The organism is Streptomyces sp. NPDC002793 (genome assembly GCF_040295485.1).
Classification (GTDB): domain Bacteria; phylum Actinomycetota; class Actinomycetes; order Streptomycetales; family Streptomycetaceae; genus Streptomyces.
In genome coordinates this window covers 1-22,159 of the sequence record NZ_JBEOVL010000018.1, presented here as the reverse complement: position 1 = coordinate 22,159, position 22,159 = coordinate 1, and the positions used below count along the sequence as shown (strand labels likewise).

Below are 22,159 nucleotides of genomic sequence, written 5' to 3'. Positions count from 1 at the left end.
TGACCGAGTGGTTGGCGGGTTCACGTTCCCTCCCCCGTACCAACTCCAGCTGAACGCCACCCGGCGCACCGGGGGACCGTACCTCAACCCGCTCGCCGTATCGGCACAAACCCGCCCAGACGTTCGGCCATAATCAGCCATGCACGGCCGATATTCGCCGGTCCGGTGAGGTGCCGTCCGGGGCCACCTCCACCGTGGGTGGTGGAGGTGGCCCCGGACGGCAGGGTGGTCAGTGGCGGCCGAAGACCTTGCGCGCGGGGCCCAGGTCGAGGAAGACCGTCTCCCCGGTGGAGTCGTCCAGGCCGTCGTTGTCGGTGACCGCGTAGACGTGTCCGTCACCGGCCACGGTGAGGCCTTCCAGCTTCTCCTGCGTCCAGCCCTTCGTGGCCCGCAGGTCGGGCAGCACGTCGTGGGCGAGGGTCTTCGGCAGGACGGTGAGCGCGCCCTGCGGTGCGGCGGTCCTGGGCAGGTCGACCGTGTAGATCCGCTTGACCCCGGCCGCCGGGCCGTTCAGCTTGTCGCGTTCGATGACGGCGAGCCTGTTCCCGACCACGGTGATCTCGGACAGGCCGATCCAGTCGCCGTCCGTGGTGGTGGTGCCGAGCCGGTAGCCGTACCAGCTCCAGGTGCCGGCCCGGACGTCGTAGCGGCCGAGCCGGACCACGCCGGCCGGGTCGGTGCCGGCCTCGCGCTGGAGGGCCGCCCAGACGATCTCGCGGCCGTCGCGGCCGGTGGTGGCGGTGACGCCTTCGAAGCCCTGCGAACCGAGGCCCGCGGCGACGTCGGACGGTATCGGGACGACCTGCTGGGTAACTCCGTGGCGGTCCAGGCGCACCAGCTGGTTGCCGGGACCCTTCTTGCCCTCGACGGCCAGCCAGAAGCCGCCCTGCGGGCGGGCGTGGATGCCTTCGGCGTCGTACCCGACGGGCTCGCCGGCGGCGTCCTTGACGGTCAGCTCGCGCTTGATGACGGCGGGCTCGCTGCCCGCGTCGACCGTGAGGACACGGGTGGTGGAGTACGCGGCGTCGGTGACGGTGTACAGCTCGTCGGCGCGGCCCGGCACGGCCGAGAGGGCGCCGAGCGCGCCCCAGCCGATGGGGGTGCCGGTGGAGTCGTCGGCGGACACGAGCGACGGCGAGGAGGGGGCGCCCTTGCCCAGACGGAACAGGCTCACCGTGGCACGCACACCGGCCTCGGCGTCGTCCTCCTCGCTGGAGACGGCGAGCAGCCCGCGCGAGGGGATGGGCAGCAGACCCTCGGGGCCGTTGGTGGCGGGCAGCACCTGCTTGAACACCGGCCGGGTGGGCCTGCTGACGTCGTAGACGGCGACGAAGTTGCTGCGCTCGGAGCCGACGAAGGCGTAGCGCACCCCGTCGTACGTGGCGACCGCCAGCCCTTCGGGCTCGGTGCCCTTGTTCTCGGAGCGGTCGTCGTTCAGCAGGCCGTGGCGTGCCGCCAGGTGCTCGAAGGTGTTGCCGGCGTCCCAGGCCACCTTGCCGGTGCGGCTGTCGAAGACGGTCCAGCCACGGGTGCCGCCCTTCCAGTCGCCCTCGTTGGCAGTGGCCAGGTAGCGGTCGTCGATCCAGCCGAGCGCGTCGGGTTCGCGCGGTACGTCGCTGATGGACCCGGTCTGGTCGATGACGCCGTCCTCGACGGTGTCGATGCCCTCGACGGAGGCCGTGCCGGCGGTGAACGCCTTGGTGAGGCGCCCCGACGCGAGGTCGATCAGGACGACGCCGTTGTTCTCCTGGAGGGTCACGGCGAGCTGACCCCGGCTGTTGACGGAGACGTACTCCGGCTCCGGGTCGGTGGGCTCGGCGATCCCGGCGGCCACCAGTGCGGGCAGCGCGGAGCCGTCCGCCCCGGTCAGCGGCACCGCGCGGGTGGTCCACCGGGCGGGCGAGGAGTTCTTCAGGTCGACGATCTGCACGAACCCGGCGGGTGCCTGCGGGAGGTCGCCCTCCTCGCCACCGGCGGGGGTGGCTTCCTCGTCGCGCTCGTTCTCGATGGCGACGGCGGCGTACCGCTTGTCCTTGCTGATCGCGATCGAGTCGGGCTGGCCGCCCAGGTCGTGGCTGGCCACCCGCTCACGGGTGGCCAGCGAGATGACGTCGAGGCGGCCGGACGGCCGGGTGTAGCTCGCGCTGGTGTTCACCACGACCAGCACGTACCGGCCGACGACGGACACCGAGGTCGGCTCGTCCTCGGCGTCGCCCAGTTCGGCCAGCGAGAGCGTGCCGAGCCCCTTGGGCCGGTCCGCGTCGCTGATGTCGAGGAAGCCGATCCGCTTGGCCGCGGCGTCCGTGTGGATGAGGGTGCGGCCGTCCTCGCTGGTCGCGGAGATCTCGGCGACCGTCTGCGCCGCGGCGTCCTCACCGGCCGGCCGGTTCTGGAACACCGGGTAGGTGGCGGTACGTTCGAAGGCCACCGGCTTCGGTCCGCGGTCGCCGCCGTGCGGCTGACCCGCGTTCGCCATACCTGCGCCCGCCAGGGTGCCCGCGGTCACGGCCAGGACCGCGAGTGCGGCACAGGTTCTCTTCGGGAGCATCGTTCCTCCGGTTCGGTTCACTGAGGAACCGGATGCTCGCAGCCACGGGCCATGACCGATGGGCGGACCGGTGAACGGACGGCGAAGAACAGGAACACCCCGGGAGACCGCCGACGGGCCGGCTCGACCGCGGCAGCCCGTCCGCCGCGGCCGTGCCGCACCCCCGCCTCAGTCCTTCTGCCGCGACCGCGCCTTGTACGCCGCCTTGCGAGCGGCCTTCGACGCGCCGCGGTCGCTGTGGAGGCGGCCCATCGCCTCCAGGACCTCCGCGGTCGCGGGGTGGTCGACCCGCCAGGCCTCGTCGAAGAAGCCGCTGTGCTGGTCGGAGAGGCCCTCGACCAGCCCCTGGAGCTCGTCGAGGTCGCCGTCGGCGTCGAGTTGCGCGGCAATCGTGTCCACAGCGAGCCAGAAGATCATCGTCTCCGGCGGCGCCGGGACGTCCGCCGCGCCGCGCTCCGCGAGCCAGACCCGTGCCAGCCCACCCAGCTGGGGGTCGCCGAGCACCGCGCGTACCGCGGGTTCGGCCTCCGGCCCGGCCAGCGCGAGCGCCTGCTGGCAGTGGAGCCGACGCAGGGGGGCGCGCCGGTCGTCGCCGCGCGCCGCGTCCAGGAGTTCCGCCGCCGCGGACTCCGTCCCGTCCGCCCCGCGCCCGCCGAGCCACAGACCGATCTCGGTGCGCGCGGCCTCCTCGGGGTAGTACACGATGCCGTCGAGGAGGGCGTCGGCCCCCTTGTCGGCGAGGTCACCGACTGCGGGCGCGTCCACCCCGGCCTCCAGCATCCGCTCGCGGACGCCGTAGAGGCCGAGCGGGGTCAGCTTCACCATGCCGTAGCGGGTGACGTCCTCGTCGTCGGCGGGCGGGGTCGCCTCCTCGCCCTCCTCCGTCAGCAACGTCTCGTCCACCGGCCGGTATTCGACGATCCCGATGGGTTCGAGGACCCGGAACTGGTCGTCCAGCCGCATCATCGCCTCGGACACCTGCTCCAGGACGTCGTCGGTGGGCTCGTCCATGTCGTCGGGCACCACCATGGACGCGGCGAGGGCGGGCAGCGGCACGGTGCCGTCGGCGGGCCCGGCCTCCGAGAGGGTCAGCAGATAGAGGTTGCCGAGCACCCCGTCGAGGAATTCGGCCTCCTCGTCCGGGTCCCAGTCCAGCGCGTCGAAGTCGACGCTGCCGTCCTCGCCGATGAGGTCGGCGAAGTCGTCGAAGGCCGGGGCGGTGGCGTCCGCGTGCACGGCCTCCAGGCCGTCGAGCCAGATCGCGAGGACGTCCTGCGGGGATCCGGAGGTGAGCAGGGCCAGGTTCTCGCCCACGGTGACGGTGCCCTCCGCCTCGCCGTTCCCGCCCTCGTCCTCCTCCGGGTCCTCGACGTCGACGAGCCCGGTGTCGACGGCGAGGCGCCACGCCTCGCTGGCGTACGCCGCGCCGTCCTCGTCGTCGCCGAGGCCGAGGTGCTGGGCGGCTGCGGGCAGCTGCGCCTCGACGAGCTCACCGCCGGCCCCCACCCGGGTCTCCGGGCCCGCCCAGCGGGCGAGGCGGGCGGCGCGGACGAGCAGCGGAGCGGCCAGCGCGTCCCGTGCCAGCTCGGCCTCGGTGTGCAGCCGCACCGGCGGCAGGGAGGGGCGCTCTGCGGACATCAGGGGGTCTCCTCGGGGCATGCGCGGGCTATGTGCGATGGGGGCCGGCCCGGTGTGCACGGGACCTCGGCCGCCGCCCCAGCGTAGACGCATTTCGTCCCGTGCCGCCCGGTTCCCCCTACAGTCCCGCCGCGAGACTGAGCGCCGGGGTGTAGCGGTGCACAGCGCCGCCGGTCATTCCCGGGTAGGTCCGCACCCGTTGCCACTGCGGTGTCAGGTTCCCGCTGTCCTCACCGGCCCCCGCGAGCGCGTCGATGTGCGCCTGCGCGGTCTCCCACTCGGCGTAGTTGAGCACCCGGTCCCCCGCCGTGCCGACGTGGAAGTGTGCGGAGACCCCGCCGGGAGCCGGTTCCGGTCCGGTCGCCACGGCCTCGAACACGGCGTCCACCCAGTCCCGTTGGCGGGCCGGGTCCGGTCCCGCGAACTCGACGTCGACGATCACGACGCAGCCGGGCTCCCGTGCGCCGTCCCCCGGGCGGCCCGAACGGTACAGCTCGAAGGTGTGCAGCCCGAGCCGCTCGATGCCGGGGACGGCCGCGTCGATCTCGGCGTTGCGCGCGTCGCGCCCGCCGCGCACGAAGTCCTGGTACGCCTCCTCGGCGGACCACTGCGAGTAGTGGAGGAGCGTCCTGCCGTCCTCCCCCGTGTGCACGGTGTACGAGAGGAGCCCGGGATGCGGCCATTCCCGGCTGGCCCAGGCCTCGCGGACGGCTTCGACGGTCCGCCGCTGCCGTTCCGGGCCACCGACGTCCCAGGTGCTGACCTTGACGACTCCGACGTCGGAACGGGTGAGGTCGGGACGGGAGTTGAACTGTACGGACGGCATGGTTGTCCTCTCGGCCGCGCACCCCTGCGGTGCGCTCCCGATCACCACCCTCATACGTCAAGTGCGGTCGAGGTCAAGGCCCGTCATCCCGTCGGGCCCACACGCCAGGCCGTCGTGTTCAGCTCATCCATCAGACGTATGTCGTGGCCCTCCAGCGGGAAGACCCTCGCCCCCGTGTCCGGGGCGGCGGCGATCTCCAGGGCGTCGCCCTCGATGAGGTCACCGCCCTCCTTGGTGGAGACCCAGGCCAGCGTGGACCGGACCTGTGCGCCGGGCTTCAGCGCGATGTCCTCCGGCCCCTCGTCGTGGCCGAACATCGATCCGCCGGCGTTCACCGGGACGGGGATGCGCTCGCCGTCGTCGCCCAGCGCGCGGACGGACGGGTAGCCGTGCACGCGGTAGGGCCGCTTCCCGCAGTTGGTGAGCGTGAGGGTCACGGCCCGGCTGAACATCGCCGTCTGGACGGGGCCCATGTCGACGACCACTCCCGAGGCCGGGCAGTCACCGTCGGCGGCCTCCGTGGGACTCGGCGCGCCCTGGGCGGGCGCGTCCGTCGTGGCCCCCGGGTCCACCGGCCGCGTCGGAGCGGCGGGGCCCGGTGCGGCGCTCGTCGTGGGGGCCGGCTCGCCCTCCCCCGCGGGCACCAGGAATCCGGCGCAGCCGGTCAGCGTCATTGCGGCGGCCGTGGCCACGGCCGCCGAGATCGTCCTGCGTACGCGCATGCCGCCTACCCCACCCCTGGAACGGTCCGTCGCCACTCTGTTCGATCATGCCAGACCGCGCCCGGCCCCGTGCGTCACCGCGAAGGCGCTGCTGGACGCCGGAACGGTCCGCGAACCACTGCAGCCCGCCGACCGCGAGGCGGCAGACGGGCTGCGGGACGTGTACGAGGAACTCCTCGCCGCTACCGCCTAGTCGTTGCTGTGCAGTACGTCGTTGAGCCCGTCCCACACCGCGTTGTTCGGACGGGCCTCGACGGCGCCGGTGACCGAGTTGCGGCGGAAGAGGATGTTCGAGGCGCCGGACAGTTCCCGGGCCTTGACGACCTGGCCGTCCGGCATCGTGACCCGGGTGCCGGCCGTGACGTACAGCCCGGCCTCGACGACGCACTCGTCGCCGAGCGCGATCCCGATGCCCGCCTCGGCGCCGATCAGGCAGCGCTGCCCGATGGCGATGCGCTCCTTGCCGCCGCCCGACAGCGTGCCCATGGTGGACGCACCGCCGCCGATGTCCGAGCCGTCACCGATGACGACGCCCGCGGAGATGCGGCCCTCGACCATGGAGGTGCCGAGGGTGCCGGCGTTGAAGTTGACGAAGCCCTCGTGCATCACCGTCGTGCCGGAGGCGAGGTGCGCGCCGAGCCTGACCCGGTCGGCGTCGGCGATGCGTACGCCCTTGGGCGCGACGTAGTCCGTCATCCGGGGGAACTTGTCCACGGAGGTGACCTGGAGGTGCAGGCCCTCGGCGCGGGCGTTGAGCCGGACCTTCTCCAGGTCGTCGACGGCCACCGGGCCCAGCGAGGTCCAGGCGACGTTGGCGAGGAAGCCGAAGATGCCGTCGAGGTTCTGCCCGTGGGGCTGGACGAGGCGGTGCGAGAGCAGGTGCAGCCGCAGGTAGGTGTCGTGCGCGTCGAGCGGCTTGTCGTCCAGCGAGGAGATGACCGTGGACACGGCGACGGTCTCCACCCCGCGGCGCGCGTCCACGCCGAGGGCCTTGGCCGCGCCCTCACCGAGGCGGTTCACCGCCTCCTCGGGGCTGAGGCGCTGCGTTCCGGCGGGTCCGGGCTCGGCGACGAGCTCGGGGGCGGGGAACCAGGTGTCGAGGACGGTGCCGTCACCGGCGATGGTGGCGAGGCCGGCGGCGACGGCGCCGGTGGTGCGGGCGGAGCCCTGGGAAGTCGTGTCGGTCATGCACAGAACCTAACCGCCCGAGCCCCGCGCGGGCGAACCGGTCTCAGCGTGCCGCCCCGTCCGCGATCCTGGCGAGCATCTCCCGGGTGTACTCAGGGTCGAACTCACCGCCGGTGAGCAGCACCTGGAGGGCGATGCCGTCGAGCAGGGCGACGAGGGCCCGCGCCGTCGGCGGGTCGGTGCGGCAGGCGATCAGGTCGCCCACGCCGTCGGTCCACTCCGTGGCGACGGCCCGCAGGGCGGGGCGGCGGAGGGCGGCCAGATACAGCTCGTACTCCAGCTCCATGGGCCCCCGCCCGCCCCCGAACCACTCGCCCATGAGCCGGGTCAGCTCGTCCGCGAGGCTCACCGCCGGGTCGGCGAAGTACGCACTCTCCCGGACGGTCTGCGCGAACGTGTCGTTGCACCGGCGCAGGGCGGCGACCAGCAGTTCGTCGAGCGAGGCGAAGTGGTACGTGGTCGAGCCGAGCGGCACATCGGCCTCGGCGGCCACGGTGCGGTGACTGAGCCCCGCGATGCCCCGCTCCCCGACGATGCGGATGGCCGCCTCGATGATGCGGTCGCGCCGGTCGGGGTCGTACCGCCGGGCCATCAGTGGGCCCCTCCGAGGTTGAGCACGACGACCCCCGCGACGATCAGCGCGACTCCGGCCAGCTTGGCCAGGGAGGCGGACTCGCCCATCCAGATGATCCCGATGGCGGCGACGGCGGCGGTGCCCGCTCCCGCCCAGATGGCATAGGCCGTGCCCATGGAGAGCGTCTTGAGGGTCTGGGCGAGCAGCGCGAACGCCAGGACATAGCCCACGACCGTGCCGATGGAGGGCCACAGCCGGGTGAAGCCCTCGCTGTACTTCATGGCCGTCGTCCCGGCCACCTCTGCCGCTATGGCCGCGGCAAGCAATCCGTATCCCATGCGTACAAGCGTACAAGCGTACACAAGAATATGTACGGCCGTACACATCGAGCATGACCCCCGATCGTGACCGCCCGGGGCGGGATTCGCGCGCGCCTCGGGACGCTACGGTGTCCGGACCGGTAGGACCGGATGACGACCGGACGATACGAACAACGGAGCAGTGGTGGCGCAGGACGCAGGGTGGGGCGGGGGCGCCTACGGGGGCGCGGCGTACGGCGGAAGCCCTTACGGAGGACCGCCGAACTGGGGCGGCTGGGTGCCGCCGCCGAAGCCGGGGGTGATACCGCTCGCCCCGCTGAAACTGGGGGACGTGCTGGGCGGGGCGTTCTCGGCCATGGGCAGGTACTGGAAGCAGCTGTTCGGCATGGCCGCCGCCCTCTACGGCGGCGCCGCGCTCCTGATGACGGCGGCGGTGGCCATCGCCTACTCCGCCGTCTCCGACCATCTGGAACGGGTGGTCTCGCTCGACTACGACGAGAGTGCCTCGTCCACGGACGTCGGTGCGCTCGTGACCGCCGGCGGCCTCCTCGTCCTGCTGGGCATCGCCACCATGGCGATCGCCTCCGGCCTGATGTACGCGGCGGTCCCCGCCGTGCTGCAGGAGGCGGTCCTGGGCAGGCCCGTCGCCTTCGGAACGGTGTGGCGCAGGGCCTGGTCCCGGGTCGCGCCCGTGATCGGCGCCCTGATCCTCACCGCCCTGCTCGCCATCGTCCCCGTGCTGCTGCTCATGCTGGCCCTCACCGCGGTGATCATCGGCCTCGTCACCACGGAGAGCGACGGCGGAACCGCCGCCGCCGTGGCCCTGGGCATCATCGGCGCCCTGCTCACCGGGCCGCTGGCCGTCTGGCTCTGGATAAAGGTCTGCCTGGCACCGGCGGTCGTGGTCTTCGAGGGGCAGGGGCCCGTCGCCGCGATGCGCCGCTCGTCCCAGCTGGTGCGCGGCGACTGGTGGCGGATCTTCGGCATCACGCTGCTGGCAGGCATGATGGCGGCCGTGGCCGGCTACGTCGTCCAGATCCCGTTCTCGGTACTCGGCGTGTTCCCCGGCATCATCGGAACCGCGTCACTGGACGAGGACCCGAGCGCCACAGCGGTGATGGTCGCGATGAGCGGCTACCTGATCGCGAGCGTGCTGGGCGGCCTGGTCAGCCAGATCATCTCGACGACGTTCCCCCAGCTGGTCACGGGCCTGCTCTACGTCGACCGGCGGATCCGCACGGAGAACCTGGGCCCCGTCCTGGCCGAGGCTGCGGGCGTACCGCAGCAGGAACCGATGGCACCGCCGTACGGAGGCACCACCCCGCAGTGGTGACCCGGCCGGCCCCGACCGGTCGGCCGGCGAGCACTGCGGCCTGAGCACGCAGCACTGTCACAGCGACCCCACCATGCCTAGCACGGTGGGGTCGCTCTGCGCTCTGCGGTCTTGAACCTGTCAGACGGTCCCGAACTCGCCGTCTTTGACGCTCGCCACGAAGGAAGCGAACGAGCCGGCGGGGAAGTCCAGAACGGGACCGGTCAGGTTCTTGGAGTCACGGACGGGGACCACGCCGCGCGAAGCAACGAGGTTGGCCGCGATCTCGATGCAGTCGCCACCGTTGCTGCTGTAGGAGGACTTGAAGAACTGCGGATCGGTCACGGTGCGCCCTTTCGAAGCTGTTCGATCATGGCCACGGATTCCGCCTGCGAAGCGGCTTCGGCCTGTAGTTGATGGTAGGCCGTCAACACAGGGAGGACGACCCCGGTGTTCCGGTCCAAGTGCCCCTGCAACGCAGACTCCGCATACGTGATCATCGACCGGTCGGCAAGGGTGACCACCCTGACCGGCAGGTCAAAGGGTCGCCGCTCGGCAAGGGCATACGGAGCGATCTGGAGAACCGTGGACGGCAATTCAGCGAAGGCGAGGAGCTTGTCCAACTGGGCAGCCATGACACCCGGGCCCCCGACGCGTCGCCGGATACAGCTTTCGTCCAGCACTGCGTAGACGAACGGCGGGGGTGACCGGTCAAGGGATCCCTGCCGATTGGCGAGCAGGGTCAGCCGTTCCTCCGCCTGCTGCTCCGTGATCGCTCCCCGCCGTACGGCACCCGTGGTGATCGCCGCCGCGTACTCCGGGGTCTGGAGCAGCCCCGGCACGATCCCGAGTTCGAAGAGCCTGATTTCCGCTGCGCGCACCTCTTGCCGGACGTACTCCGGGAAACCCTCCAGAAGCGCCGTGTTCTGCAGGGCGCGCACCATGCGTTGGAACCTGTCACCCGAGCCGAAAGCCCTGTCAGCACTGAGCGCGAAGCGCCCAGTTGGAGGGCGGCGACCAGTTTCGACAGCGGAAATGTGTGTTCCGGTGCACCCCATCCGCGCGCCCAGCTCGTCCTGTGTCCAGCCGCGTTCATCCCGAAGTTGCCGTAGATGCTGGCCGAACGCTGCCCCGGGTGAGGTCTCGGGGTCCAGTTCCTTCCGGTTCACCATGCAGAGTTCCTAACTCTCCGAGCAAAGCGAGCAAGTTGAAGACAGCGCGACGGTGAGCCACGCTTTCCGCCGAGTAGCGGAACCACTACGGAGAGGAGTGGCGTGTCTGCGCAGCACGCTCCCACAGAAGGGCGGGAACCCGCCGACGTTCCCGAACTCGGCACTCTCATGGTGGACATAGGCCATGACAACCGCGTCGGAGAGTTCCGAGGGCGCACCGGCCCGTACTGGTCACTGCGGCCGATGCGCGGCGGGACCGAGTGGGACGCCGAGCCCGAACACGTGCGCCCCGCCGACCCCATAGAGCGGCTGCGAGCCGAGAACGCTCGGTGCAACGCCAGGAGCCGAGGGGAATTCCTGTGACCTCCCAGCCCCGTCCACCCGCCCGGCTCGCCCATGGTCCGCCCGAGCGGACCACACGCCACAGCCGCAACCCCGGACAACCCAGGAGGACGCATATGCGCCGCCGTACCAGAGACGAAGTGAAAGCCGCGCGGGTCGAGTTGCTGAAGCACCGGGACGACGTGGTCAAGGCGTACCGCGACGGTGCGTCCATGCAGAACTTATGCCGCACATGGGAAGTGGACTCCAAGTGGCTGGCCGCACAGTTCGACACCTGGGGCGAACACCGCAGGGACCGGTCTCAAGCCGCGATCCTTCGCGGTCCGGGTGTCCCCCCACTCGGGCCACGAAGGTGAGGCAACTGCCCTACGTAGAGCATGCGTTCCGGGCCGAACTCGATGGCGCAATCCGCTGCCCCATCCCCTCCGGGACCGGTTCACCGCTCAGCAGCGGCTTCCAGGATCGCCCGGAGCCGCGACAGGCATTCGTTGACGAAGGCGGGATAGGTGGTCCAGTAGTACGACACTCCGCTGACTCCGACGGCAATGGCCCAAGCACGAGCGCGCAGCCAGGTCACATCGTCGATGCCTGTGGCGTCCCGGTACGACTGGCGGGCGCCAGGCGGAAGGTCCCACAGAGGCGCGTGCTCGGCGTCGGGGAAGCCGACAGAGAGGGCTCCGAAGTCGATGACCGCGTGCAGCTTCCCCTGCTGTACGAGAAGGTTGCTGGGTTTGAGGTCTCCGTGGAGCCACACCTGGCGGCCGGACGGCTCGGGCAGGGCGAGCGCACTCCGCCACAGGTGTCGCAGGTGCGCGATGTCGAGGTCGAGGCCGTCGATCAGTTGGCAGTTGTCGAAGCACTCGCTGATCCACCGGTCACAAGCGTGCAGGCCACCTCCGCGGTACCAGCTGAGCTCGCCCTGACGAGTCGCTCCCATGAGGGGGATGGCGTGCAGGCTCTGCACGATCGCCGCCAGGTCGGCCCCGAAGGCAGGCCAATCGGTGACCGTTCCCACCCCGGCTTCATCGCCGTCGATCCAGCGGTACACCGACCACGCGACCGGGAATGCGGAACTCGGGGTGCCGGCGTGCACCGGCTCCGGGACGCGACAGGACAGATGGGGCGCGAGCCTCGGCAGCCAGATCTGCTCCTTCCGTAAGGCCCTCGCCTTGTCCGGGGTGCGCGGCAACCGCACGAGTAGCTGGTCGCCGAGCCGGTACATCCTGTTTTCGGTACCCTCACCGGCCGGTGAGACAGGGAGGGAGGACCATTCCGGTCGCTGCTCCCGCAGCAACGACCGGACGACCGAATCGTCCACACGGATCTCGTTCTCATGAAGTGCCACGCCGAGAGCCTGCTGCCTTGTCTTCGCCGCCGCCAGTGATTTCCTCAGGACGGTTGTCCCTTCTCACTGATCTCGCAGAAGGCGCGCTGTCCGGGGGCAGGTCAAGTGACAGGGGCCCAGGGGGTCCGGAGCCGGTCCTGCTACTGGCCGTGCAACCAGATCCGCAGAGGACCGACCGGTTCGACTCCGCGTTGTTGCGGGCGGCGGCCAGGACCAAGAGCTGCTGCGCAGTCGTCACGAGTGCGGAGCATGACGACTCCGACCCGGTCTGTCGAACCATTTCTCGCAGCCCACGAGGAGGACGTTCCACGCGGAAGCCTTGCCTCGGCCGCGTGCCCCACCCAGGACCCGGCCATCACGGATGCGGCGAACACATACGGAACGGCCCCCGGCGTCAAGCGAGACGTAGCGTCTCAAGTGATGCCGGGGGCCGTCCAGGACGTCCTGGATCAGACGTTGAAGCCGAGCGCGCGAAGCTGCTCACGGCCGTCGTCGGTGATCTTGTCCGGGCCCCACGGCGGCATCCAGACCCAGTTGATCCGCAGCTCGTTGACGATGCCGTCCGTCGCGGACTTCGCCTGGTCCTCGATGACGTCGGTCAGCGGACAGGCCGCGGACGTCAGCGTCATGTCGAGCGTCGCGATGTTCGCGTCGTCCACGTGGATGCCGTAGATCAGGCCCAGGTTGACGACGTCGATCCCCAGCTCGGGGTCGACCACGTCGTACAGTGCCTCGCGGACCTCCTCCTCGGAGGCCGGCTTGGTCGTGAGAGTCTCGTTGTCGCTCATGCGGTCTTCCCTTCGGACAGCGCCTGCGCCGTCGCGTCCTTCCACGCCATCCAGCTCAGCAGCGCGCACTTGACCCGGGCCGGGTACTTGGAGACGCCGGCGAACGCGACCGCGTCCTCCAGCACCTCCTCCATCGCGTCGTCCGGCTCCAGCTGGCCCTTCGACTGCATCAGTTCCAGGAAGGACTCCTGGATCTTCTGCGCCTCGCCGAGCTGCTTGCCGACCAGCAGATCGTTGAGCACGGAGGCGCTGGCCTGGCTGATGGAGCAGCCCTGGCCCTCGTAACTGACGTCGGCGATCGTGTCGCCGTCGTATTTCACGCGGAGCGTGATCTCGTCGCCGCACGTCGGGTTGACGTGGTGCACCTCGGCGTCGCCGTCCCGCAGGCCACGCCCGTGGGGGTGCTTGTAGTGGTCCAGGATCACTTCCTGGTACATGGAATCAAGCTTCACCAGTCAACCCTCTGCCATCTAACCGAAAAAGTTCCGCACGTGCTCAAGGCCGTCCACCAGGGCGTCGACCTCGGCGGGCGTGGAGTACAGATAGAACGACGCTCGCGTCGTCGCAGGAATTCCGTACCTCAGGCAGACCGGCCGTGCGCAGTGGTGTCCGACCCGGACGGCGATGCCCAGCTCGTCGAGTACCTGGCCCACGTCGTGGGGGTGGATGTCGCCGAGCGTGAAGGAGATCGTCGCCCCGCGGTCCTCGGCCGTCGCCGGACCGATGATCCGCAGGTCGGGAACCTCCAGGAGCCGGCGCACCGCGTACTCGGTGATGGCCTGCTCATGGCGGTGGATGTTCTCCATGCCGATGGCCGAGAGGTAGTCCACGGCCGCGCCGAGGCCGACGGCCTGCGCGATCGGGGGCGTACCCGCCTCGAACTTGTGGGGCGCGGGGGCGTACGTCGACGAGTGCATCGACACGGTCTCGATCATCTCGCCGCCGCCGAGGAACGGCGGGAGGTCCTCCAGGAGTTCCTGCCGTCCCCAGAGGACGCCGATGCCCGTCGGGCCGACCATCTTGTGGCCGGTGAAGGCCACGAAGTCGGCCTGCAGCGCCTGCACGTCGAGCACCATGTGCGGGGCCGCCTGCGAGGCGTCGATGCAGACCAGCGCGCCGACCTGCTGGGCACGGCGGATGATCTTCTCGATCGGGTTGATCGTGCCCAGGATGTTGGAGACCAGCGTGAAGGAGACGATCTTCGTCTTCTCCGTGATGATCTCGTCGATGTTCGACAGGTCCAGCCGGCCGTCGTCCGTGATGCCGAACCACTTCAGCTTCGCGCCGGTGCGCTGCGAGAGCAGCTGCCACGGCACGATGTTGGAGTGGTGCTCCATCTCGGTGGTGACGATCTCCGTGTCGCTGTCGACCCGGTACGGCTCGTCGGCCCAGCCGAGCATGTTGGCGACGAGGTTGAGCGACTCCGAGGCGTTCTTGGTGAAGATCACCTCGTTGCGGCTGGGTGCGTTGATGAAGGCGGCGACCTTGTCGCGAGCGCCTTCGTACAGCGCGGTGGCCTCCTCGGCGATCGTGTACACGCCGCGGTGGACGTTGGCGTTGTGCCGCTCGTAGTACTCGTTGAGCGCGTCGAGGACCTGGCGCGGCTTCTGCGAGGTCGCCGCACTGTCCAGGTAAACGATCTTCTTGCCGTCGTGGACCGTGCGGTCCAGGATCGGGAAGTCCTTGCGGATCGCCTCGGTGTCGAGGAGGCCGGAGAGCCCCTGTCGGGCGTCAGTCACGCGGCTGTACCTCCTGAGTTCGCTCCGCTCACGGGGCCACTCTTGGTGTAGGCCTCGTAGCCCTCGTTCTCCAGCGTGTCGGCGAGCTCGGCGCCACCGGAGGCGGCGATCCGGCCGTTGGCGAAGACGTGCACGAAGTCGGGCTTGATGTACTTGAGGATGCGCGTGTAGTGCGTGATCAGCAGGGTGCCGACCTCGCCGCTCTCGCGCACCCGGTTGACGCCTTCGGAGACCGTCTTCAGCGCGTCGACGTCGAGGCCGGAGTCGGTCTCGTCGAGGATCGCGATCTTCGGCTTGAGGAGCTCCAGCTGAAGGATCTCGTGGCGCTTCTTCTCACCGCCGGAGAAGCCCTCGTTGACGTTGCGCTCGGCGAAGGCCGGGTCCATCTGGAGTTCGGCCATCGCCTCCTTGACCTCCTTCACCCACGTCCGCAGCTTGGGGGCCTCACCGCGGACGGCGGTGGCGGAGGTGCGCAGGAAGTTGGAGACCGAGACGCCGGGGATCTCGACCGGGTACTGCATGGCGAGGAACAGGCCGGCGCGGGCCCGCTCGTCCACGGACATCTCCAGGACGTCCTCGCCGTCCAGGGTCACCGTGCCGCTCGTGATCGTGTACTTGGGGTGACCCGCGAGCGAGTACGCGAGGGTGGACTTGCCGGACCCGTTCGGGCCCATGATGGCGTGGGTCTCGCCCTGCTTCACGGTCAGGTCGACGCCCTTGAGGATCTCCTTCGTGGCGTTGTCGGCCTCGACGGAGACGTGCAGGTCGCGGATTTCAAGCGTTGCCATGGGTGACTCAGGACTCCTGGGTGACGGAGACGAGCACATCGTCCCCTTCGATCTTTACGGGGTAAACGGGGACGGGGCGCGTCGCGGGAAGACCGGACGGCTTACCGGTGCGAAGGTCGAAGCTCGATCCGTGCAGCCAGCACTCGATCGCGCAGTCCTCCACCTCGCCCTCCGAGAGGGAGACGTTCGCGTGCGAGCAGATGTCGTTGATCGCGAACACCTCGCCCTCGGTGCGGACGACGGACACCGGCGTGCCGTCGAGCTCCACCCTCTTGGGGGTGTCGTCCTCCAGCTCGCTCAGCGCACAGGCTTTGACGAAGGCCATCTCAGACCGACGCCTTCAGCTCGGTCTCGATCTTGTCGAGGAGACGGGCTTCGACGTCCGGCAGACCGATCTGCTGGACCAGCTCGGCGAAGAAGCCGCGCACGACGAGTCGGCGGGCCTCCTCGGCCGGGATACCGCGGGACTGCAGGTAGAACAGCTGCTCGTCGTCGAAGCGGCCGGTCGCCGAGGCGTGGCCGGCTCCGACGATCTCGCCGGTCTCGATCTCCAGGTTGGGCACGGAGTCGACCCGGGCACCGTCGGTGAGAACCAGGTTGCGGTTCATCTCGTAGGTGTCGGTGCCCTCGGCGGCGGCCTGGATGAGGACGTCGCCGATCCAGACGGCGTGGGCGCCGTCGCCCTGGAGCGCACCCTTGTACACCGCGTTGGACTTGCAGTGCGGGGTGTTGTGGTCGACCAGGAGGCGGTGCTCCTGGTGCTGGCCCTTGTCGGTGAAGTACAGGCCGAAGAGTTCGGCCTCGCCGCCGGGCGCCGCGTAGGCGACCCGCGGGTGGAGGCGTACGAGGTCCCCGCCGAACGTCACGATGATCGACTTGAAGGAGGCGTCGCGGCCGACCAGCGCGTTGTGCTGGCCGACGTGGACGGCCGTGTCGTCCCAGTCCTGGACGGAGACGACGGTCAGCTTCGCACCGTCGCCCAGGACGTAGTCGACGTTGGCCGCGAGCACGGCGTCACCGGTGTGGTCGATGACGACGACGGCCTCGGCGAAGGCGCCCAGCTCGATGACCTGGTGGCCGTAGGCCACACCGCCCTCACCGTGCACGGTGATCCGGACCGGCTCGCTGAGCACGGCCTCCTTGGCGACCGTGACGACCGAGGCCTGCTGGAAGGACGAGTACGCCTGGGCGGCGACCCGGTCCACCGGGGTTCCGGCCTTGCCGAGACGCGCGTCGTCGCGGCCGACGGTCTCGACCGTGACGCCCGAGGGCGCCTCGACGACGACCTTGACCCCGCCGCCGGAGGCGACCGCGGTGCCGTCGTGCAGGCCTCGCAGCCGCTCCAGCGGGGTGAAGCGCCACTCCTCCTCGCGGCCGTGCGGGACCGGGAAGTCCGCGACGTCGAAGGACGGGGGCGCACTCATGCGCGTGGCGACGGTGGACTCGGCCGCCACCGCGATGGAACCGGCGGTGGTGGAACCCACCGGGGAATTCTGAGCCTCAGCCATGGCTGTCGTAGTGCTCGCTTTCTCAGTCAAGAACTCTTCGGGACGCGGTCGGCGGACGTGCTAGCCGACCGAGCCCTCCATCTGCAGCTCGATCAGCCGGTTGAGCTCCAGGGCGTACTCCATGGGCAGCTCCTTGGCGATCGGCTCGACGAAGCCGCGCACGATCATCGCCATGGCCTCGAACTCCGTCATGCCGCGGCTCATCAGGTAGAAGAGCTGGTCCTCGGAGACCTTGGAGACGGTCGCCTCGTGACCCATCGACACGTCGTCCTCGCGGACGTCGACGTACGGGTAGGTGTCCGAGCGGGAGATGGTGTCCACGAGCAGCGCGTCGCACAGCACGTTGGACTTGGCGCCCGGCGCGCCCTCACCGATCTCGATGAGACCGCGGTAGGAGGTGCGGCCACCACCTCGCGCCACCGACTTGGAGACGATGTTGGAGGAGGTGTTCGGTGCCATGTGGACCATCTTGGCGCCGGCGTCCTGGTGCTGGCCCTCGCCCGCGAAGGCGATGGACAGGGTCTCGCCCTTGGCGTGCTCGCCCATCAGGTAGACGGCCGGGTACTTCATGGTGACCTTGGAGCCGATGTTGCCGTCGACCCACTCCATGGTCGCGCCCTCGTACGCCACGGCGCGCTTGGTGACCAGGTTGTAGACGTTGTTCGACCAGTTCTGGATGGTCGTGTAGCGGCAGCGGCCGCCCTTCTTCACGATGATCTCGACGACCGCGGAGTGCAGGGAGTCCGAGGAGTAGATCGGCGCGGTGCAGCCCTCGACGTAGTGGACGTAGGCGTCCTCGTCGACGATGATCAGCGTCCGCTCGAACTGGCCCATGTTCTCCGTGTTGATCCGGAAGTAGGCCTGGAGCGGGATCTCGACGTGCACGCCCTTCGGCACGTAGATGAAGGAGCCGCCGGACCACACGGCGGAGTTCAGCGAGGCGAACTTGTTGTCACCGACGGGGATGACGGTGCCGAAGTACTCCTTGAAGAGCTCCGGGTGCTCCTTCAGCGCGGTGTCGGTGTCCATGAAGATGACACCCTGCGCCTCCAGCTCCTCGTTGATCTGGTGGTAGACCACCTCGGACTCGTACTGAGCGGCGACACCGGCGACCAGGCGCTGCTTCTCCGCCTCCGGGATGCCGAGCTTGTCGTACGTGTTCTTGATGTCCTCGGGCAGGTCCTCCCAGGACTCCGCCTGCTTCTCCGTGGACCGCACGAAGTACTTGATGTTGTCGAAGTCGATGCCCGACAGGTCCGAGCCCCAGTTCGGCATGGGCTTCTTGCCGAACAGCTTCAGGCCCTTGAGCCGGAGGTTGAGCATCCACTCCGGCTCGTTCTTCTTCTCCGAGATGTCGCGGACGACAGCTTCGGACAGGCCGCGCTTCGCCGCCGCGCCTGCCGCGTCGGAGTCGGCCCAGCCGAATTCGTACGTGCCCAGGCCATCGAGCTCAGGGTGGGCAGTCTCCGTAGGGAGCGTCATGCGGGGTTCCTCCCGGCCGTACTTGCAGATACTGAATGGGTGGTCTGTGAAGCCTGTGGTGCTGCGGGGCTGCCGCGCGGAACGAACGTCGTGCACACACCGTCGCCGTGGGCGAGGGTGGCGAGACGCTGCACATGGGTCCCGAGCAGACTGGAGAAGAATTCCGTCTCCGCCTCGCACAGCTGCGGGAACTGCTCGGCCACGTGCGCGACCGGACAGTGGTGCTGGCAGAGCTGCTCGCCCTGCTGGGGGCCGGGCGCGCTACGAGCCGTAGCAGCGTACCCGTCGGCGGACAAGGCCTTGGCCAAGGCCTCGGTGCGCGCCTCGGGGCCGGCGGCCTCGATCACGGCGCGGTACGCCTCGGACTGGGCGGCCATCCTGGCACGGGCGAAAGCGACGAGCGCCTCGTCCCCCGCCGTGTCGGCGATCCAGCGCAGGGCGTCGGCGGCGAGCTTGTCGTAGGACTGGTCGAACGCGTCCCGCCCGCAGTCGGTGAGGGCGAAGACCTTGGCCGGGCGGCCACGGGTCCGCGCTCCGTAGACCCGCTGTTCGCGGGCCTCGACCACATCGTCGGAGACGAGGGCGTCCAGGTGGCGGCGGACCGCCGCCTGGGTCAGGCCGACGCGCTTGGCCAGGTCGGCGGCGGTGGACGGGCCGTGGTCCAGGATGGAGCGCGCGACCCGGTTGCGCGTCGAGCGCTCACCGGTCGCGAGTTCCTCCTGAGGAGCCTCGCCAACGTATTTCACAACGCCATTGTTGCGTAATTCCTTCGGGCCTGACAACCCACCCCGGAGCCGGGCGCGGTGCGCTTCATCACTTAGGCAAACCTAAGTTGACCTGCGAAAACAGTGGATCACAGCAGCCCGCCGCAGGTGGGCGGGGTACGGGCCGCCCGGTGACCGGGCCACCGGGAGCGCTCCGGTCACGTCGGGGAACCCGGCGCGCCGTACGCCCGAGCGGCCCGCCTAGACTTGCCCGCCATGAGCAGCGAGCCCGTCGTACAGGCCAGGGGCCTGGTCAAGCGGTACGGCACCAGGACGGCGGTCGACGGTCTCGACCTGGAGGTCACGGCGGGCGCGGTGACCGCGGTCCTCGGCCCCAACGGCGCCGGGAAGACCACCACCGTCGAGACCTTCGAGGGCTACCGCCGGCCGGACGAGGGCACCGTGCGGGTCCTGGGCCTCGACCCGGTGGCCGACGCCGCGGCGCTCCGCCCCCGCATCGGCGTGATGCTCCAGTCCGGCGGGGTCTACTCCGGCGCCCGCGCCGACGAGATGCTCCGCCACATGGCGAAGCTGCACGCCCATCCGCTGGACGTCGACGCGCTCGTCGAACGTCTCGGGCTCGGCAGCTGCGGCCGGACCACCTACCGCCGGCTCTCCGGCGGCCAGCAGCAGCGTCTCGCGCTGGCCATGGCCGTCGTCGGCCGCCCCGAACTTGTCTTCCTGGACGAACCCACGGCCGGCCTCGACCCGCAGGCGCGCCGCTCGACCTGGGACCTGATCCGGGAGCTGCGCGCCGACGGGGTCTCCGTCGTCCTCACCACCCACTTCATGGACGAGGCCGAGCAGCTCGCCGACGACGTCGCCGTCATCGACGCGGGCCGGGTCATCGCCCAGGGCAGCCCCGAGCAGCTGTGCCGCGGGGGCGCCGAGAACACCCTGCGCTTCACCGGCCGACCCGGCCTGGACCTCGGCTCGCTGCTGAAGGCGCTGCCCGACGGCAGCGAGGCGGCCGAACTGACCACCGGCGCGTACCGCATCACCGGGCAGATCGACCCGGAGCTGCTCGCGACCGTCACCTCCTGGTGCGCCCAGCACGGTGTGATGCCGGACGGCATCGCGGTCGAGCGGCACACCCTCGAGGACGTCTTCCTGGAACTGACCGGCAAGGAGCTGCGCGCATGAGCGCCGGTACGTACACCCCGCGCCCCGGCGCCGCCCCGCTGCCCCGCATGATCGCCGCACAGGCCGCACTGGAGACGCGGATGCTCCTGCGCAACGGTGAGCAGCTGCTGCTGACGGTGGTCATCCCGACCCTGCTGCTCGTGCTGTTCAGCGCGGTCGACATCGTCGACACCGGCGCGGGTGAGCCGGTCGACTTCCTGGCGCCCGGCGTCCTGGCGCTCGCGGTGATGTCCACGGCCTTCACGGGACAGGCCATCGCGACCGGTTTCGAACGCCGCTACGGGGTGCTCAAGCGGCTGGGAGCCTCTCCGCTCCCCCGCTGGGGCCTGATGACGGCGAAGACCCTTTCGGTGCTGGTCACCGAGGTGCTGCAGATCGCCCTGCTGACGGTGATCGCCTTCGCCCTGGGCTGGTCCCCCTCGGGCAACCCGTTCGCCGTGCTGCTGCTCCTGGTGCTGGGCACCGTGGCCTTCTCCGGGCTCGGGCTGCTGATGGCGGGGACCCTGAAGGCCGAGGCGACGCTCGCCGCGGCCAATCTGGTCTTCCTGCTGCTGCTGGTCGGCGGCGGGGTCGTCGTGCCGCTGGACGAGTTCCCGGAGGCGGCCCGGGCGGTCCTCGGCCTGCTGCCGATCTCGGCACTCTCCGACGGACTCAGGGACGTCCTGCAGGACGGCGCGGCGATGCCCTGGGGCGATGCGGGGATCCTGGCGGTCTGGGCGGTACTGGGGCTGGGAGCGGCGGCACGGTTCTTCCGCTGGGAGTGAGCGGGCGCCCGCCCACCGCCGGTGTCCCGGGCCATCCGGGAAACCGGCACCCCTCGTGAAAACATGCACAAGCCGTTGCCTACCATGGTGCGCGTGGAAACCCCCCTCTCCTACATCGCCAAGCGCTGGACACCGTCGGTGAAGACGGCCAAGCGCGCCGCACTCTCCGCGGTGGTGATGAGCGTCTTCATCATCATCACCGGCGGCGCGGTGCGGCTGACCGGTTCCGGTCTGGGCTGCGACACCTGGCCCAAGTGCACGGACGACAGCCTCTTCGCCACGCCGGAGCAGGGTCTGCACGGCGCCATCGAATTCGGCAACCGGATGCTCACCTACGTCCTGTCGGCCGCGGTCGGCTGGGCGATCATCGCGGCGCGTGCGCTGAAGCCCCGTCGCCGCGGTCTCACCCGCCTGGCGTGGTCGCAGTTCTGGCTGGTGATGGGGAACGCCGTCATCGGCGGCATCACGGTCTGGGCCGGCCTCAACCCGTGGTCGGTGGCCGGGCACTTCCTGCTCGCCAACTGCCTGCTCACGGTGGCCGTGATCACCTGGGTGCGGATCGACGAGGGCGACGGCGTCCGGCGCCCGCGCGCCCCGCGCCCGGTGCGGCAGCTGTCCTGGGCCGTCGTGGCCACCACGGTCGTCCTGATCGCGCTCGGCACCACCGTGACCGGCTCCGGCAAGCACGCCGGTGACAGCAGCGACGTACCGCGCATGCCGTGGGACTGGAGCGCCGCCGCGCACGTCCACGCCATCGCCGCCTGGGTCGTCTGCGTCCTGGCCGTCGCGATGTGGTTCGCCCTGCGTGTCGTCGACGCGCCCGTAGACACCCGGGCGCGCGCCCGGGACCTGCTGGTCGTGCTGGTGGCGCAGGGCGTCATCGGCTACGTGCAGTACTTCAACGACGTGCCGGAGATCCTGGTCGGCCTCCACATGTTCGGCTCGGCCCTGCTGCTGATCGCGGTCCTGCGCCTGCAGCTGTCGATGCGCGAGCGCCCGGCGGCCGACGCCGGCCTTCCCGCACCGGCGGCCGGGGACCTGCCGGAGCACGCCGCGGCGCGCTGAACTGAAGGCGCACATGTGTGGAGGGCCCCCGTCCGGCCGGACGGGGGCCCACCCCCCCAGTATGGGGGCAAAAAAAAAAAGCTTAAAAAACAAAGAAAAACAAAAAAAAAAAAACGGATATGGGTAAAGGT

23 protein-coding genes and 1 pseudogene are annotated in these 22,159 nt (G+C 70.1%); 6 read left to right on the top strand and 18 right to left on the bottom strand.

The features are described from left to right. Positions 1-229: 229 nt before the first annotated feature. The 4 genes from ABT001_RS19230 to ABT001_RS19215 all read right to left on the bottom strand — a co-directional run bounded on the left by ABT001_RS19230 (position 230) and on the right by ABT001_RS19215 (position 5,734). A complete protein-coding gene (locus ABT001_RS19230; RefSeq protein WP_351278753.1) occupies positions 230-2,548 on the bottom strand; it encodes an esterase-like activity of phytase family protein in 2,319 nt (772 codons plus the stop codon). Positions 2,549-2,716: 168 nt separating this feature from the next. Further along, positions 2,717-4,186, bottom strand: a complete 1,470-nt coding sequence (locus ABT001_RS19225; RefSeq protein ID WP_351278750.1) for a hypothetical protein — start codon at positions 4,184-4,186, stop codon at positions 2,717-2,719. Positions 4,187-4,304: 118 nt separating this feature from the next. Next, positions 4,305-5,012, bottom strand: a complete 708-nt coding sequence (locus ABT001_RS19220) for an antibiotic biosynthesis monooxygenase (RefSeq protein ID WP_351278747.1) — start codon at positions 5,010-5,012, stop codon at positions 4,305-4,307. An 83-nt stretch (positions 5,013-5,095) separates the two neighbouring features. Further along, positions 5,096-5,734: a DUF4232 domain-containing protein gene (locus ABT001_RS19215; RefSeq protein ID WP_351278744.1), complete on the bottom strand. Its 639-nt coding sequence runs from the start codon at positions 5,732-5,734 to the stop codon at positions 5,096-5,098. Between the two features lie 73 nt (positions 5,735-5,807). On the opposite strand from ABT001_RS19215, the pseudogene ABT001_RS19210 reads away from it, so the two are divergent. Next, positions 5,808-5,927 (top strand): annotated as a pseudogene (locus ABT001_RS19210) (4-hydroxy-tetrahydrodipicolinate synthase); the annotation flags it as partial. Here the strand turns inward: ABT001_RS19210 and dapD are convergent. From dapD to ABT001_RS19195, 3 genes are read right to left on the bottom strand one after another with little or no spacing between them, the layout of a single operon-like run. After that, positions 5,924-6,922, bottom strand: a complete 999-nt coding sequence (dapD, locus tag ABT001_RS19205; protein ID WP_351278742.1) for a 2,3,4,5-tetrahydropyridine-2,6-dicarboxylate N-succinyltransferase — start codon at positions 6,920-6,922, stop codon at positions 5,924-5,926. The pseudogene ABT001_RS19210 and the gene dapD sit on opposite strands and share 4 nt — an antisense overlap. Before the next feature lie 43 nt (positions 6,923-6,965). Continuing rightward, complete coding sequence (locus ABT001_RS19200; RefSeq protein WP_351278739.1) at positions 6,966-7,514, bottom strand: TetR/AcrR family transcriptional regulator; 549 nt, start codon at positions 7,512-7,514, stop codon at positions 6,966-6,968. Continuing rightward, positions 7,514-7,834, bottom strand: coding sequence for a DMT family transporter (locus ABT001_RS19195; protein ID WP_351278737.1), 321 nt, complete (start codon positions 7,832-7,834; stop codon positions 7,514-7,516). The genes ABT001_RS19200 and ABT001_RS19195 overlap by 1 nt, the downstream gene beginning before the upstream one ends. 166 nt (positions 7,835-8,000) lie before the next feature. Between ABT001_RS19195 and ABT001_RS19190 the strand changes: the two genes are divergently transcribed. After that, positions 8,001-9,149: a DUF7847 domain-containing protein gene (locus ABT001_RS19190; RefSeq protein ID WP_351278734.1), complete on the top strand. Its 1,149-nt coding sequence runs from the start codon at positions 8,001-8,003 to the stop codon at positions 9,147-9,149. A gap of 120 nt (positions 9,150-9,269) precedes the next feature. Here ABT001_RS19190 and ABT001_RS19185 read toward each other — a convergent pair whose 3' ends face one another. Continuing rightward, positions 9,270-9,473 (bottom strand): DUF397 domain-containing protein, encoded by a 204-nt coding sequence (locus tag ABT001_RS19185; RefSeq protein WP_351278731.1) that lies wholly within the window; start codon positions 9,471-9,473, stop codon positions 9,270-9,272. After that, positions 9,470-10,300, bottom strand: a complete 831-nt coding sequence (locus ABT001_RS19180) for a helix-turn-helix domain-containing protein (RefSeq protein ID WP_351278729.1) — start codon at positions 10,298-10,300, stop codon at positions 9,470-9,472. The genes ABT001_RS19185 and ABT001_RS19180 overlap by 4 nt, the downstream gene beginning before the upstream one ends. A gap of 168 nt (positions 10,301-10,468) precedes the next feature. On the opposite strand from ABT001_RS19180, the gene ABT001_RS19175 reads away from it, so the two are divergent. Continuing rightward, entirely contained in the window at positions 10,469-10,663 is a 195-nt protein-coding gene (locus tag ABT001_RS19175; RefSeq protein ID WP_351279059.1) for a hypothetical protein, read from the top strand. A 415-nt stretch (positions 10,664-11,078) separates the two neighbouring features. On the opposite strand, the gene ABT001_RS19170 is transcribed toward ABT001_RS19175, so the two are convergent. From ABT001_RS19170 to ABT001_RS19130, 9 genes are all read right to left on the bottom strand, one after another. Further along, a complete protein-coding gene (locus ABT001_RS19170; protein ID WP_351278727.1) occupies positions 11,079-11,987 on the bottom strand; it encodes an aminoglycoside phosphotransferase family protein in 909 nt (302 codons plus the stop codon). Between the two features lie 449 nt (positions 11,988-12,436). Then, positions 12,437-12,775 (bottom strand): metal-sulfur cluster assembly factor, encoded by a 339-nt coding sequence (locus tag ABT001_RS19165; RefSeq protein ID WP_056783575.1) that lies wholly within the window; start codon positions 12,773-12,775, stop codon positions 12,437-12,439. Continuing rightward, positions 12,772-13,227, bottom strand: coding sequence for a Fe-S cluster assembly sulfur transfer protein SufU (gene sufU / locus ABT001_RS19160; protein WP_351278724.1), 456 nt, complete (start codon positions 13,225-13,227; stop codon positions 12,772-12,774). Before sufU ends, ABT001_RS19165 begins: the two co-directional genes overlap by 4 nt. A gap of 18 nt (positions 13,228-13,245) precedes the next feature. Beyond that, complete coding sequence (locus ABT001_RS19155; RefSeq protein WP_351278722.1) at positions 13,246-14,514, bottom strand: cysteine desulfurase; 1,269 nt, start codon at positions 14,512-14,514, stop codon at positions 13,246-13,248. Further along, entirely contained in the window at positions 14,511-15,302 is a 792-nt protein-coding gene (gene sufC, locus ABT001_RS19150) for a Fe-S cluster assembly ATPase SufC (protein WP_351278719.1), read from the bottom strand. The genes ABT001_RS19155 and sufC overlap by 4 nt, the downstream gene beginning before the upstream one ends. 7 nt (positions 15,303-15,309) lie before the next feature. Continuing rightward, the gene (locus ABT001_RS19145; protein WP_014156911.1) at positions 15,310-15,627 is read right to left on the bottom strand and encodes a bifunctional 3-phenylpropionate/cinnamic acid dioxygenase ferredoxin subunit; all 318 of its coding nucleotides are present in this window, start codon (positions 15,625-15,627) and stop codon (positions 15,310-15,312) included. 1 nt (position 15,628) lies between these two features. Then, a complete protein-coding gene (gene sufD, locus ABT001_RS19140) occupies positions 15,629-16,810 on the bottom strand; it encodes a Fe-S cluster assembly protein SufD (protein ID WP_351278715.1) in 1,182 nt (393 codons plus the stop codon). A gap of 60 nt (positions 16,811-16,870) precedes the next feature. Then, positions 16,871-18,292, bottom strand: a complete 1,422-nt coding sequence (sufB, locus tag ABT001_RS19135; RefSeq protein WP_327119774.1) for a Fe-S cluster assembly protein SufB — start codon at positions 18,290-18,292, stop codon at positions 16,871-16,873. Further along, positions 18,289-19,038: a helix-turn-helix transcriptional regulator gene (locus ABT001_RS19130; RefSeq protein WP_351278712.1), complete on the bottom strand. Its 750-nt coding sequence runs from the start codon at positions 19,036-19,038 to the stop codon at positions 18,289-18,291. Before ABT001_RS19130 ends, sufB begins: the two co-directional genes overlap by 4 nt. A gap of 234 nt (positions 19,039-19,272) precedes the next feature. Here ABT001_RS19130 and ABT001_RS19125 point away from each other — a divergent pair, with 234 nt between their 5' ends. The 3 genes from ABT001_RS19125 to ABT001_RS19115 all read left to right on the top strand — a co-directional run bounded on the left by ABT001_RS19125 (position 19,273) and on the right by ABT001_RS19115 (position 22,028). Continuing rightward, complete coding sequence (locus ABT001_RS19125; protein WP_351278709.1) at positions 19,273-20,199, top strand: ABC transporter ATP-binding protein; 927 nt, start codon at positions 19,273-19,275, stop codon at positions 20,197-20,199. Continuing rightward, entirely contained in the window at positions 20,196-20,963 is a 768-nt protein-coding gene (locus tag ABT001_RS19120; RefSeq protein WP_351278707.1) for an ABC transporter permease, read from the top strand. The genes ABT001_RS19125 and ABT001_RS19120 overlap by 4 nt, the downstream gene beginning before the upstream one ends. 84 nt (positions 20,964-21,047) lie before the next feature. Further along, the gene (locus ABT001_RS19115; RefSeq protein WP_351278705.1) at positions 21,048-22,028 is read left to right on the top strand and encodes a COX15/CtaA family protein; all 981 of its coding nucleotides are present in this window, start codon (positions 21,048-21,050) and stop codon (positions 22,026-22,028) included. The last annotated feature ends 131 nt before the right edge of the window (positions 22,029-22,159 follow it).